Genomic DNA, 12,837 nt, shown 5'->3' on the forward strand with positions numbered 1-12,837 from the left:
GCGGCTCATTATCAGGTGAGCTATTTCAGTATAAACAGTTAACGCAATTTATGGAGAGGTTTGAGAGGTTTTAATTGTAAATAATTTGTATTGATTATCCGGGAGTCAGAATAATCTGGAGTTTAACCAAAATTACTTTTTAATTTGGGTGTTTTTTATACGAGCGAAGAGAATGAAAAAACCGGACTGCGACGCCCGGTGAAATACGCAAATAGCCTTACGGCGGGTTTTAATAAACCTGATTATTATTAATAAGGTATTGAATCTGAGTGCGTTCTGAAAAAATTCATGCAGTTACTCATCATTCTGATTTGAAAACCAGTCATCTGCACTTTCCCAGGTTTCCTGGAGAATTTCTTCGATAAGATCACGATCTGTTTTGGCTCCCCCCAGCACGGACAAGCTATTTGCGCCGGCGTAGCGAACCTGAATTTTATTTTCGCGATCGGAAAACTGTTTGTTAATTCTTTTACTCAATTCACCCGATAAGGCATCTAACGCACCCGCAGGCAGAGGCTTGGTTTTATCGATTGTGACTTCAACACGCATAGGACCTCCTGAATAGATTTGACTGTATATTTATACAGTCAAATCCGGATCGGTGCAATACAGAGTTGAAGAGAATCGTATTTTAGTACGACGTCACTTTCCAGTTGAGCGTTTGTCCTGCGAGGAATGGCACAACGCATTCATCGCCCAGCGCAATTTCTTCTGGCTGGGTGACTGGCGTACGCGTCAGTTCGATGAAGTCTTCATTGAGCGGCAAGCCGTAGAAACGCGGGCCATTCAGGGAGCAGAACGCTTCAAAATGTTGAAGTGCATTCATTTCTTCGAAAACGGTCGCGTAAGCTGAAAGTGCCAGCGGGGCGTTGAAGCAGCCTGCGCAGCCGCAGCTCGATTCTTTGCGGCCTTTGGTGTGTGGCGCAGAATCCGTGCCCAGGAAGAAGCGATCGGCACCGCTGGCAATCACTTCACGCAGGGCTTGCTGATGAACATTACGCTTCAGGATTGGCAGGCAGAACAGGTGAGGGCGTACGCCACCCACCAGCATGTGGTTACGGTTAAACATCAGGTGCTGAGGCGTAATGGTCGCGCCGAGGTACTGATTGCCGGACAGAACGTATTGCGCCGCTTCTTTGGTCGTGATGTGTTCGAACACGATTTTCAGTTCAGGAAACTGGCGGCGTACCGGATCCATCACTTCATCAATAAAGCGCGCTTCACGGTCAAAAATGTCCACATCGCTGTGAGTAACTTCACCGTGGATAAGCAAAGGCATGCCAATTTTTTGCATGCGTTCCAGCACCGGATAGATCGCCTTAACATCAGAGACACCGTGCTGAGAGTTGGTCGTTGCATTGGCAGGATAGAGTTTTGCGGCAGTGAATACACCTTGCTCGAAACCCTGAGAGATCTCATCAGGATCCAGAGAATCCGTCAGGTAGCAGGTCAGCAATGGGGTGAAGTTATGCTCTTTCGGCAGTGCAGCCATAATACGTTCGCGGTAGGCGATTGCTGCTGCGACGGTTGTTACCGGAGGCGTCAGGTTGGGCATAACAATCGCGCGGCCAAAGACTTCACTGGTGAAAGGCAGCACGGTGCTGAGCATTTCATCGTCACGAAGGTGAATATGCCAGTCATCTGGGCGGCGGATTTTCAAAACTTGCGGTGTGGCGGTCATCAGGCAAAACTCCGGCATTGAGAGACAAGATGTTGGGAATCAGGTGCGGTAATGGGAGCATTAACGGCGGGGAACAAGAATAAGCGTAAAACCGTTGTGTTGCATCTGTTAAATAAAGTTCGTATTGAAATCAATGTATCGAAAGGTTCATAGTGGGCGTAGATTTTAGTCAAAGTGCTTCCAGGCACTGTGGAAGCAAGACAAAAAACAACAGGAGAACCAGTATGGAAATCAGAGTTGTTGCCACAATTGTTGCTAAACCAGAGTTTAAAAAACAGGTAACAGAAGCTTTGCTTGACGTTATTGAACCCAGCCGTCAGGAGGTTGGGTGCCTGCAGTATGAACTGCACGGGGATCTCGATAAGGAAGGGACGTTCGTGTTTTACGAGCGCTGGGCTTCTGAAGATGCACTGAAGCAACACAACAAGACAGAGCATTTTCAGCATTTTGCCAAAAGTCTCGAAGGTAAACTGGAAGAACTGACTATTCGCCGTCTGAAAACCCTGGCCTGAAAACGTCTCAATCTGCCAGTCATTGTTGCTTAATAATAAAAAAACCCGCCAAGGCGGGTTTTTGTTTAGAGCATTTTCAACGCATCACTCAGAAGGCATTTCAGGTTTGGTTGCTGGTGCCGTTGCAGTGCTTACTGCTGCATGGCCGCCGGCAGAACCTTTACCTTCGAAGCCGAATTCAGGACGAACCCAGTCGCTGTGACGGGCAGGTTCCTGAACATACTGAGGGGCTGGCGCTTTGGTCATCGGTGCAGTGGCATGATGTTTAAAGCGTGGTTCAGCAACGACAGCTTGAGAGACAGAAGTTTCAACATGAGCAGGGGCTTTCACCTCTGGCGCTGTTTCTGCGGCGTACTGTACCGGAGCAACAGGCTCAGCGTTAACTTCAGGTTCTGCTGCTACCGGAGTCTGAACTTCAGGTTCAGCAACAACAGGCGCTGGTTCAACAACAACCGGTTCGTGTGCTTGCGGTGCAACTTCTACGCGCGGTGTCTCGTCAACTGGCTCTGAAGTTTCAGGTTCAACCAGAACAGGTTCTTCGGCAACAGGTTGTGCAATTTCAGGCACAACATTTTCTTCCGCTGGTGCTTCCGGCTGTACTGCTTCAGTAACCGGAACTGCTTCAACCGCAAGAGTTTGCTCAACCGGAGTGGCTTCAACTTCAGTTGTTTCATTCAGAACCGGCGTATTGACCTGAGCGATTTCAACCTGTTGTGTCAGCACTTCTGGCGCTTCAGTTTCTGCAAACTGTTGTTCAGATGACTGCGCAACCGGGTAAGTGATCCAGACCTTACCTGACGCCATTTCCGGAGAAACATACGCACCGGTCAGAGGCATTGGCGACTGAGTCGGGTAACGCTCATCACGATAACGGCGACGACGCTGACCGCTTACACGCAGGTGGCGCGGAGAACGACGTGAGCGACGTGGCATACCGTTTTCACGGCTGTTGTCATTCAGGTTTTCTTCGCCTTCAGCTGCATTAACTGTTTCCGCTTCAGAAGGTGCCTGTTCAGTAAATACCGGAGCCGCAGGGCGTGTACCGGTAATCAGTAACTGTGCAGCAGCTTCTGCTTCGTGATCAACTTCTTCTGATTCGAAGCGAACTTTCTGCGTTAACTGGCGACGCTGACGGCGCTGAGCTGGCTGACGATCTTCTTGTTCCGTTTCATCACTGACCGGCGCGGCGATTTGCTCTACAACAACAGCATCCTGAATTTTTTCTTCAGTCTGTGTTTTGCGCTTATCTTCAGAACGGCGACGCGAACGCTCACGACGAGGTTGTTGCTGCTGCTCTTCACGCGGTGCAGTTTCAACGTCTTCGTTACGGCTTTCGCTAACAACAGGTTCCTGGTTACGACGGTTGCGGCGTTGATCATCACGCTGCTCGCGATTATTTTCGCGGTTGTCACGGCTTTCGCCACGATTATCACGATTATTCTCACGGCCTTCACCACGATTGCCACGGTCATTGCGTTCGCCACGTTCACCGTTGCGATCACGACGTCCGCCTTGACGACGCTGGTTACGGCGTTCGTTGTTACGACGATTTTCAGTTTCAGTGGCTTCAGCTTCTTTCGGCGCTTCAACAGGTTTAACTTCCTGCTGTGGCTCCGGTGCGAACAAGCTTTTCAGCCCGCTCAGCAGACGGCTGACAAAACCGGATTTCTCAACTGCTGGTGCGGCTGGCGCATTAACCGTTGTGGTACGGGTTTTAACCGGTTCTTCAACAGCGGTTTCCTGTTCAAAGCTGGACGGAGGTGCTTCACTTTGCAGGGCAAACGCAGCCAGTGCCGGTTGCTCAGGGCGACGACGCTCAGTCGGCAACTCTTCAGAAGGTTGCAGCATTTCTGCTTCGTGAATTTGTGGCAACAGATAGCTCAGTGCAGAGATTTCTTCGCCTTTGCGTACGCGCAGAACATGGTAGTGCGGGGTTTGCATCTGATCGTTTGGAACGATCACTGCACGGACGCCGCCTTGACGTTTTTCGATGGCATTCACCGATTCACGTTTTTCGTTCAGCAGGTAAGAAGCGATAGGAACCGGAACGATCGCATGAACTTCTTTGGTATTTTCTTTCAGCGCTTCTTCTTCAATCAGACGCAGAATCGACAGCGACAGGGACTCGTTATCACGAACGGTACCTGTACCTGCGCAACGTGGGCAGATGTGGTGCGTTGATTCACCCAGTGACGGGCTGAGGCGCTGACGGGACATTTCCAGTAAACCAAAGCGGGAAATGCGACCGATTTGAATACGCGCACGGTCCTGACGAACGGCATCACGCAGACGGTTTTCCACTTCGCGCTGGTGGCGAACTGGCGTCATATCGATGAAGTCGATAACAATCAAACCACCGAGGTCACGCAGACGTAACTGACGGGCAATTTCATCGGCGGCTTCAAGGTTGGTATTGAATGCGGTTTCTTCGATATCGCCGCCGCGGGTTGCGCGTGCGGAGTTGATGTCGATAGCCGTCAGGGCTTCAGTGCTGTCGATAACAATCGAGCCGCCGGAAGGCAGGCGCACTTCACGCTGGAAAGCAGATTCAATCTGGGATTCAATCTGATAATGGCTGAACAGCGGGATCTCACCAACGTAAGGTTTGATTTTGCTGCTGAAATCAGGACGGCCAAGTGCAGCAATGTGCTCTTTTGCCAGATCGAGAATTTTAGGGTTATCGATGAGGATTTCACCGATGTCCGGGCGCAGGTAATCACGGAATGCGCGGACGATAACATTACTTTCCTGATGGATGAGGAAAGGAGCAGGGCGGCCTTCAGCGGCTTTCTTGATGGCATCCCAATGCTTGAGGCGGAAAGTCAGGTCCCACTGCAGAGCTTCAGCAGATTTGCCAACGCCTGCGGTACGAACAATCAGACCCATGCCATCAGGTAATTGCAGTGAAGACAGCGCTTCTTTCAATTCTGTACGGTCGTCGCCTTCAATACGGCGGGAAATTCCCCCAGCACGTGGATTGTTTGGCATCAGAACCAGGTAACTACCGGCCAGGCTGATAAACGTCGTCAGCGCTGCGCCTTTATTTCCACGCTCTTCTTTATCAACCTGAACGATCACTTCCTGACCTTCGCGCAAAACATCTTTGATGTTCGGGCGGCCATGGGAGGAATAGTTACTTGGGAAATATTCGCGGGAAATTTCTTTCAGAGGGAGGAAACCATGCCTTTCCGCACCGTAATCTACGAATGCCGCTTCCAGACTTGGTTCAATGCGGGTGATTTTACCTTTGTAAATGTTCGCTTTTTTCTGCTCATGGCCCGGACTTTCAATATCCAAATCATACAGTCGCTGTCCATCTACCAAGGCAACGCGCAACTCTTCTTGCTGAGTCGCGTTGATCAACATTCTTTTCATCTTAACTTACTCATTATTATTCCATTATTGACAGAGCTGCGGGCAAAATGACCTCATGACCGGATAAACCGTTGGCCCCGAGTCTTCTCGCAAATCGTCAACCTCACGGCTGTCGCTTGCATAGGGGCGCATTATTTCGGTAAGTCTGCTTTTGCTGTATTAAAGACACCAGCGTTATGAAAGCAGCACTTTTATTAGGGGAATAGCTTCTGAATTTACGTTAACAGATCTCATTCCGTTCGCCGGCCAAGCTGCAACCCGCAGCCCGCTAATTGCTTGATTTCACATTACGTCTTACGCCATTGCTGCGTTTTTGTGCGATCAGGCAAATCTATAATTCCTGCGTTTTCCCTAACTTAAGAGAAACAACGCCGAAAGTGACTTCATTATTCCATTGCAGGCACTCTGATAGCAAGGTGACTTTTCCCATGCGGGTAAGATATTTACCTCAATGAGATATGTGCCGCATTGTCTTAACTTTTGTATTCTTTAAAAACGGGTGAAGCAGGCAGGTTTTCCTCGGCATTTACTGGTAAAGTAAGAGTTAAGCACATAAAAATCAGTGGCGCGAACCGTGCCGGATATTTAGAATCGCGAGCCATGAAAACTGAGAACCCAACTGTACAATTAATCCCCATTTCTGAAGATGAAGCCGGTCAGCGCATCGACAACTTCTTACTCAAAATCCTGAAAGGCGTGCCGAAAAGCATGATCTATCGCATCGTGCGTAAGGGCGAAGTCCGGGTTAATAAGAAAAGAATTAAGCCAGAATATAAGTTATTAGCTGGCGACGAAGTGCGTGTGCCGCCTGTTCGCGTAGCCGAAAGGGATGAAGCGCCGGTTTCTGCCAAACTGGATAAAGTAGCCGCACTAACCGACTGTATATTGTATGAAGACGATTACTTATTAATTCTGAATAAGCCGTCTGGTACTGCTGTTCACGGTGGCAGTGGCCTGAGCTTTGGTGTTATTGAAGGTTTACGGGCACTTCGCCCTGAAGCGCGTTTTCTGGAATTAGTCCATCGTCTGGACCGTGATACCTCGGGCGTATTGCTTGTCGCTAAGAAACGTTCAGCATTGCGTTCCCTGCACGAACAACTGCGTGTGAAAAGCATGCAGAAGGATTATCTGGCGCTGGTGCGCGGTGAATGGCCGTCACATTGTAAAGTTGTGCAGGCCCCTTTGCTGAAAAACATTTTGCAAAGTGGCGAGCGTGTTGTGCGCGTTAATGCAGAAGGTAAACCCTCTGAAACGCGATTCAAAATTGAAGAGCGTTATGAATTCGCGACACTGGTAAAAGCCAGCCCGGTAACCGGCAGAACGCACCAGATTCGTGTTCACGCCTTGCATGCAGGTCATCCGATTGCTTTTGATGACCGTTATGGCGAGCGTGATTTTGACGCAAAACTGGCAGGCACGGGGTTGAATCGTTTATTCCTGCACGCTGCGGCTTTACGGTTTGAACATCCGAACACCGGTGAAACGCTGCGTATTGAAGCGCCGATGGATGCCAAACTGCGTAATTGCCTGAAAGTTCTGCGCAGTAAAAGCACTTCACGTTAACGCTTCTGGATTCGTTAATAAGGGGCGCACAGGTTGCGCCTCTTTTCTTTTCATCTACACCAGCGGATTCACACCGTGCGCCCTTAACAAACCCAGCAGGGCAATAAGGGGTAATCCAATCAGCGTATTCGGGTCGCGCCCTGAAAGGCTGTCAAATAGCGTGATACCCAGCCCCTCAGATTTAAAACTTCCCGCGCAATCGTAAGGCTGTTCGCGATGCAAATAGCCTGATATCTCTTCGTCTGTTAATGCCCGGAAGACGACGTCAAAAGTTTCGCACAGCGTCTGTGCCTGTTGCTTCTGGCTATTATCGTAAAGGCTGAGACCGGTATAAAACGTCACGGTTTTTCCGCTCGCCGCGCGTAACTGGCGAAAGGCATTTTCGAAAGTATGTGGCTTGCCGGTAATATGCCCGTCGATCACGCAAACCTGGTCAGAGCCGATAATCAGGTGCTCCGGGTAGTTTGCGCTGAGTGCGGAAGCTTTAGAACGGGCCAGTCGTTTAACCAGTTCATCAGGTTTTTCGCCTGCAGATGGTGTTTCATCAATATCGGGCGATGCGCATGAAAAGGCGAGACCCGCCTTCGCCAGCAGGGCTTTCCGGTAGACTGAAGTAGAGGCCAAAAGTATTTTTTTCGTGGATGTCTGCATAATTTTTTTTTCACAAAGCGTAGCGTTATTGAATCGCACATTTTAAACTGTCGGCCGCTGTGGAAGCGAATATTGGTGAAAGGTGCGGTTTAAAGGCCTTTTTCTTTGACTCTATGTCGTTACAAAGTTAATATGCGCGCCCTATGCAAAAAGTAAAATTACCCCTGACCGTTGATGCGGTCCGCACAGCCCAGAAGCGTCTAGACTATACAGGTGTCTATGCTGCAGAACAGGTAACGCGGGTTGCCCAATCAGTGGTTAGCGTGGATTCTGACGTACAAACCTCTTTGTCGTTTAATATCGACAATCAGCGCCTGGCTGTGATTACCGGCCACTCCGATGTTGCTGTAACTCTGGAATGCCAGAGATGCGGTAAGACGTTTGAACATCAGGTTCACACAACGTATTGTTTTAGTCCTGTCCAAAATGATGAACAGGCTGAGGCATTACCGGAAGCGTACGAGCCGATCGAAGTCGATGATTTTGGCGAAGTTGATTTGCTGGCAATGATTGAAGACGAAATTATTCTTTCTCTGCCTGTCGTTCCGGTACATGAATCTGAACACTGTGAAGTGTCCGACGCGGACATGGTGTTTGGTAAACTGCCTGCAGAGGCGGAGAAACCAAATCCATTTGCCGTATTAGCGAGTTTAAAGAAAAGTACTTAAGGAGTAAGGTCCATGGCCGTACAACAGAATAAACCAACCCGTTCTAAACGTGGCATGCGTCGTTCACATGACGCTCTGACCACTTCCACTCTGTCTGTGGACAAGACTTCTGGTGAAACTCACCTGCGTCACCACATCACTGCCGACGGTTTCTACCGCGGTCGCAAGGTAATCGGCTGATATTTGCCTGCAACTTATTCACGTGATAAGTGCTGGCAAGGCGATACCTTGACTCGTCTAACCGTCGCGTTAGATGTAATGGGCGGGGATTTCGGTCCTTCCGTCACAGTGCCTGCTTCATTGCAGGCACTGATTTCTAATTCTGAATTAGACCTTCTTCTGGTCGGTGATCCCGACGCAATCACACCTTTCTTAGCCAAAGCCGATCCTTCTTTAACAGAACGAATTCGGATAATTCCTGCTGAATCAGTAATAGCCAGTGACCTTCGCGCGTCGCAAGCTATACGGGCCAGTAAAGGAAGCTCAATGCGTGTGGCGTTGGAACTGATCAAAAGTGGTGACGCGCAGGCGTGCGTCAGTGCCGGGAATACCGGTGCGCTGATGGGATTAGCCAAACTGGTTGTAAAGCCTCTGGATGGCATTGAGCGCCCGGCGCTGATGAGCGTATTGCCCAATCAGCAGCGCAGTAAAACCGTGGTGCTGGATCTGGGGGCGAACGTTGAGTGTGACAGCACAATGCTGGTTCAGTTTGCCGTTATGGGTGCAGTGATGGCCGAACAGGTGGTGGGTATTAATAACCCCCGAGTTGCCTTGCTGAATATCGGTGAAGAGGAAAGCAAAGGGCTGGACAACATCCGTGAAGCCGCTGCCATTTTAAAAAATACCGCACTAATCAACTATATCGGCTATCTTGAAGGCAATGACCTTCTGACCGGTAAGACTGACGTGATGGTGTGTGACGGCTTTGTCGGTAACGTGACGCTCAAAACCATGGAAGGTGTAATAAGGATGTTTTTGTCACTGTTAAAATCCTCAGGCGAGGGTGGCAAGAAGGCCTGGTGGCTGAAATGGTTAGGTCGGATAGTACAGAAGAAATTGCTAAAGCGTTTTAGCCATCTCAACCCCGACCAGTATAATGGCGCATGTTTGTTAGGATTACGGGGCATCGTTATTAAAAGCCACGGCGGAGCAAACCAGCGTGCGTTTGCTGTTGCTATCGAACAGGCTGTGCAGGCGGTGCAGCGGCAGGTCCCTCAGCGGATCGCCGCGCGCCTTGAAGCTGTATTACCCAAGAGTGACTGATCGTACATGTATACAAAGATTCTCGGTACGGGGAGCTATTTGCCCGTGCAAGTTCGGTCTAATGCCGACTTAGAAAAAATGGTGGATACCTCCGACGAGTGGATTGTCACCCGCACAGGTATTCGTGAACGTCGTATCGCTGCACCGGATGAGACTGTGGCCACAATGGGCCTGCACGCAGCAGAAAAAGCACTCGAAATGGCCGGCGTCAGCGCGAGCGACGTAGGCCTGATCATTGTTGCAACAACCTCATCTTCACATGCATTCCCGAGTTCAGCCTGCCAGGTGCAGAACATGCTGGGCATCAAGGATTCTGCAGCGTTCGATTTGGCCGCCGCTTGTGCAGGTTTCACCTACGCACTGAGCGTTGCCGATCAGTACATTAAAAACGGCGCCGTGAAATATGCGCTGGTGATCGGCTCTGACGTGTTGTCCCGTAAACTCGATCCTGAAGATCGCGGTACGGTGATCCTCTTTGGCGATGGTGCTGGCGCGGTACTGCTGGGCGCATCCGAAGAGCAGGGCATCATTTCCACGCACATGCATGCAGATGGCCATTACGGCAACCTGCTGACGCTGGCTTACCCAAGTCAGTCTGAGCCTGAAAAACCGGCTTACGTCACCATGGCGGGTAATGAAGTCTTCAAGGTAGCCGTGACTGAACTGGCGCATATTGTTGATGAAACCCTGACGGCTAATAATCTCGACCGTTCCGAACTCGACTGGCTGGTTCCGCATCAGGCGAACCTGCGCATCATCAGTGCGACAGCGAAAAAGCTGGGCATGGGGATGGATAAAGTTGTCGTCACTCTCGATCGTCACGGTAATACTTCAGCGGCTTCTGTGCCTGCTGCGTTTGACGAAGCGGTGCGCGATGGCAGAATTCAGCGCGGGCAGTTAGTGCTGCTCGAAGCATTTGGCGGTGGCTTTACCTGGGGCTCGGCGCTGGTACGTTTCTGATTTAACAGGAAGATAAAAATGACAAAAATTGCAGTTGTTTTCCCTGGTCAGGGTTCTCAGACGCTCGGTATGCTGGCTGATTTAGCGACAGCAAACCCGATTGTTGAAGAAACATTTGCCGAAGCTTCTTCGGCGCTGGGGTATGATTTATGGCAGTTGGTGCAGCAGGGGCCAGCTGAAGAATTGAATAAAACCTGGCAGACACAGCCTGCCTTGCTGGCCGCGTCCGTCGCTATCTGGCGTGTCTGGCAGCAGCAGAACGGCACTCAGCCTGTTCTGATGGCCGGCCACAGCCTGGGCGAATATTCAGCGCTCGTTTGCGCGGGTGTGCTGGATTTCAAACAGGCTATTTCCCTGGTTGAACTGCGCGGCAAACTGATGCAGGAAGCCGTACCCGCGGGTACTGGCGCAATGTATGCCATTATCGGTCTGGACAACGATGCAATCGCTAAAGCGTGTGAAGAATCTGCGCAAGGCCAGGTTGTTTCGCCGGTGAACTTTAACTCACCGGGCCAGGTCGTTATCGCCGGTAACAAAGAAGCCGTTGAGCGTGCAGGTGCTGCTTGTAAAGCCGCTGGCGCAAAACGTGCTCTGCCACTGCCTGTCAGCGTGCCTTCACACTGCGCATTAATGAAGCCTGCTGCTGATAAACTCGCTGTTGCGCTGGAAAATGTGACCTTCAGTGCGCCACAATATTCCGTCGTGAACAACGTAGACGTGAAAGTTGAAACGTCTCCGGAAGCGATCCGCAGTGCTCTCGTTCGTCAGTTATACAGCCCGGTTCGCTGGACTGAATCTGTCGAATTCATGGCAGCACAAGGCGTTGAACAGTTATTAGAAGTGGGACCAGGTAAAGTTCTGACCGGTCTGACTAAACGTATTGTAGACACCCTGACGGCGGCCGCGGTAAACGACACGGCAAGCCTGACTGCGGCGCTTGAGCAGTAATTAAGAGGATGAGTATGAGCTTCGAAGGCAAAATTGCACTGGTAACGGGTGCGAGCCGTGGCATTGGTCGCGCAATCGCTGAAAAGCTGGTTGCTGGCGGCGCAAAAGTGATCGGCACCGCGACCAGCGAAAAAGGCGCTGAAGCAATCGGCGAATATTTAGGCGAAAACGGCAAAGGTATTATGCTCAATGTGGTTGATTCTGCATCTATTGAGCAAGTATTGGCGACGATTCGAGCTGAATTTGGCGAAATTGATATTTTAGTTAATAATGCCGGCATTACCCGTGATAACCTTCTCATGCGAATGAAGGATGATGAGTGGCAGGATATCCTGGACACGAACCTGACTTCAGTGTTTCGGCTGTCAAAAGCTGTCATGCGGGCTATGATGAAGAAACGGTGTGGACGGATTATTACAATTGGTTCCGTTGTTGGCACCATGGGTAACGCAGGGCAGGCGAACTACGCGGCGGCTAAAGCTGGCTTGATTGGTTTTAGTAAGTCTTTGGCACGTGAAGTCGCTTCACGTGGCATTACTGTCAACGTCGTCGCTCCCGGCTTTATTGAGACGGATATGACAAGGGCGTTGACAGATGATCAACGCGCAGGCATTTTGTCATCAGTTCCAGCCAACCGGTTGGGCGATGCCAAAGAAATTGCCAGCGCCGTTGCTTTTTTAGCCTCTGACGAGGCCAGCTACATCACGGGTGAAACATTACATGTCAATGGCGGCATGTACATGATTTAAAAATTACGAAATTATTTGCGTTTTTTGCGGTAAAAACCGCAAAATAGAGCAAATTCGTGGTTTGACCAGCCTGGATTTAGTTGCATCTTTTTCAACATTTTATACACTACGAAAACCATCGCGAAAGCGAGTTTTGATAGGAAATTTAAGAGTATGAGCACTATCGAAGAACGCGTTAAGAAAATCATCGTTGAACAGCTGGGTGTTAAACAGGAAGAAGTAGTGAATGCTGCATCTTTCGTAGACGACCTTGGCGCTGATTCTCTCGACACCGTTGAGCTGGTTATGGCTCTGGAAGAAGAGTTTGATACCGAGATCCCTGACGAAGAAGCTGAAAAAATCACTACTGTTCAGGCAGCTATTGATTTTATCAACGCTAGCCAACAGTAAGCGTACATGCTTTAAGTTTAGATAGTTAGGCGGTCATTCGACCGCCTAAGTTTTTTATATCCCACGGTATTACTACT

General features: G+C 50.0%; 13 protein-coding genes. 9 read left to right on the forward strand and 4 right to left on the reverse strand.

The genetic code is table 11. The annotated features are described in order from the left end of the window. Positions 1-294: 294 nt before the first annotated feature. On the reverse strand, positions 295-549 hold the full coding sequence (gene dinI / locus KWG64_RS17895; RefSeq protein WP_013576257.1) for a DNA damage-inducible protein I: 255 nt from the start codon (positions 547-549) through the stop codon (positions 295-297). A gap of 82 nt (positions 550-631) precedes the next feature. Beyond that, positions 632-1,681, reverse strand: coding sequence for a dihydroorotase (pyrC, locus tag KWG64_RS17900; protein ID WP_218522671.1), 1,050 nt, complete (start codon positions 1,679-1,681; stop codon positions 632-634). Positions 1,682-1,905: 224 nt separating this feature from the next. Between pyrC and KWG64_RS17905 the strand changes: the two genes are divergently transcribed. Then, on the forward strand, positions 1,906-2,193 hold the full coding sequence (locus KWG64_RS17905) for a putative quinol monooxygenase (RefSeq protein ID WP_152325593.1): 288 nt from the start codon (positions 1,906-1,908) through the stop codon (positions 2,191-2,193). Between the two features lie 84 nt (positions 2,194-2,277). On the opposite strand, the gene rne is transcribed toward KWG64_RS17905, so the two are convergent. After that, positions 2,278-5,568, reverse strand: coding sequence for a ribonuclease E (rne, locus tag KWG64_RS17910; protein ID WP_218522672.1), 3,291 nt, complete (start codon positions 5,566-5,568; stop codon positions 2,278-2,280). Positions 5,569-6,168: 600 nt separating this feature from the next. Between rne and rluC the strand changes: the two genes are divergently transcribed. Next, positions 6,169-7,131, forward strand: a complete 963-nt coding sequence (rluC, locus tag KWG64_RS17915; RefSeq protein WP_195822847.1) for a 23S rRNA pseudouridine(955/2504/2580) synthase RluC — start codon at positions 6,169-6,171, stop codon at positions 7,129-7,131. 54 nt (positions 7,132-7,185) lie between these two features. Here rluC and KWG64_RS17920 read toward each other — a convergent pair whose 3' ends face one another. Beyond that, positions 7,186-7,782: a nucleoside triphosphate pyrophosphatase gene (locus tag KWG64_RS17920; protein WP_218522673.1), complete on the reverse strand. Its 597-nt coding sequence runs from the start codon at positions 7,780-7,782 to the stop codon at positions 7,186-7,188. Between the two features lie 143 nt (positions 7,783-7,925). On the opposite strand from KWG64_RS17920, the gene yceD reads away from it, so the two are divergent. From yceD to acpP, 7 genes are all read left to right on the forward strand, one after another. Continuing rightward, positions 7,926-8,450, forward strand: a complete 525-nt coding sequence (gene yceD / locus KWG64_RS17925) for a 23S rRNA accumulation protein YceD (protein WP_195814032.1) — start codon at positions 7,926-7,928, stop codon at positions 8,448-8,450. Positions 8,451-8,462: 12 nt separating this feature from the next. Continuing rightward, positions 8,463-8,630 (forward strand): 50S ribosomal protein L32, encoded by a 168-nt coding sequence (gene rpmF / locus KWG64_RS17930; RefSeq protein ID WP_013576249.1) that lies wholly within the window; start codon positions 8,463-8,465, stop codon positions 8,628-8,630. 48 nt (positions 8,631-8,678) lie between these two features. After that, positions 8,679-9,713 (forward strand): phosphate acyltransferase PlsX, encoded by a 1,035-nt coding sequence (gene plsX / locus KWG64_RS17935; RefSeq protein WP_195814326.1) that lies wholly within the window; start codon positions 8,679-8,681, stop codon positions 9,711-9,713. 6 nt (positions 9,714-9,719) lie between these two features. Next, entirely contained in the window at positions 9,720-10,673 is a 954-nt protein-coding gene (locus KWG64_RS17940) for a beta-ketoacyl-ACP synthase III (RefSeq protein ID WP_195814031.1), read from the forward strand. 18 nt (positions 10,674-10,691) lie between these two features. Further along, the gene (gene fabD / locus KWG64_RS17945) at positions 10,692-11,621 is read left to right on the forward strand and encodes an ACP S-malonyltransferase (protein WP_218522674.1); all 930 of its coding nucleotides are present in this window, start codon (positions 10,692-10,694) and stop codon (positions 11,619-11,621) included. A 14-nt stretch (positions 11,622-11,635) separates the two neighbouring features. Beyond that, a complete protein-coding gene (gene fabG, locus KWG64_RS17950) occupies positions 11,636-12,370 on the forward strand; it encodes a 3-oxoacyl-ACP reductase FabG (RefSeq protein ID WP_013576245.1) in 735 nt (244 codons plus the stop codon). Between the two features lie 153 nt (positions 12,371-12,523). Next, a complete protein-coding gene (gene acpP, locus KWG64_RS17955) occupies positions 12,524-12,760 on the forward strand; it encodes an acyl carrier protein (protein WP_015690190.1) in 237 nt (78 codons plus the stop codon). Positions 12,761-12,837: the final 77 nt, after the last annotated feature.

Origin of the sequence: Rahnella sp. PD12R (assembly GCF_019200965.1) — a bacterium.
Classification (GTDB): domain Bacteria; phylum Pseudomonadota; class Gammaproteobacteria; order Enterobacterales; family Enterobacteriaceae; genus Rahnella; species Rahnella laticis.

Excerpts from the sequence above, each read along its gene's own strand:
- KWG64_RS17905 (WP_152325593.1), top strand. The coding sequence starts at position 1,906 with ATGGAAATCAGAGTTGTTGCCACAATTGTTGCTAAACCAGAGTTTAAA.
- pyrC (WP_218522671.1), bottom strand. The coding sequence starts at position 1,681 with ATGACCGCCACACCGCAAGTTTTGAAAATCCGCCGCCCAGATGACTGG.
- rne (WP_218522672.1), bottom strand. The coding sequence starts at position 5,568 with ATGAAAAGAATGTTGATCAACGCGACTCAGCAAGAAGAGTTGCGCGTT.
- dinI (WP_013576257.1), bottom strand. The coding sequence starts at position 549 with ATGCGTGTTGAAGTCACAATCGATAAAACCAAGCCTCTGCCTGCGGGT.
- fabD (WP_218522674.1), top strand. The coding sequence starts at position 10,692 with ATGACAAAAATTGCAGTTGTTTTCCCTGGTCAGGGTTCTCAGACGCTC.
- KWG64_RS17920 (WP_218522673.1), bottom strand. The coding sequence starts at position 7,782 with ATGCAGACATCCACGAAAAAAATACTTTTGGCCTCTACTTCAGTCTAC.
- rpmF (WP_013576249.1), top strand. The coding sequence starts at position 8,463 with ATGGCCGTACAACAGAATAAACCAACCCGTTCTAAACGTGGCATGCGT.
- yceD (WP_195814032.1), top strand. The coding sequence starts at position 7,926 with ATGCAAAAAGTAAAATTACCCCTGACCGTTGATGCGGTCCGCACAGCC.
- acpP (WP_015690190.1), top strand. The coding sequence starts at position 12,524 with ATGAGCACTATCGAAGAACGCGTTAAGAAAATCATCGTTGAACAGCTG.
- KWG64_RS17940 (WP_195814031.1), top strand. The coding sequence starts at position 9,720 with ATGTATACAAAGATTCTCGGTACGGGGAGCTATTTGCCCGTGCAAGTT.
- fabG (WP_013576245.1), top strand. The coding sequence starts at position 11,636 with ATGAGCTTCGAAGGCAAAATTGCACTGGTAACGGGTGCGAGCCGTGGC.
- rluC (WP_195822847.1), top strand. The coding sequence starts at position 6,169 with ATGAAAACTGAGAACCCAACTGTACAATTAATCCCCATTTCTGAAGAT.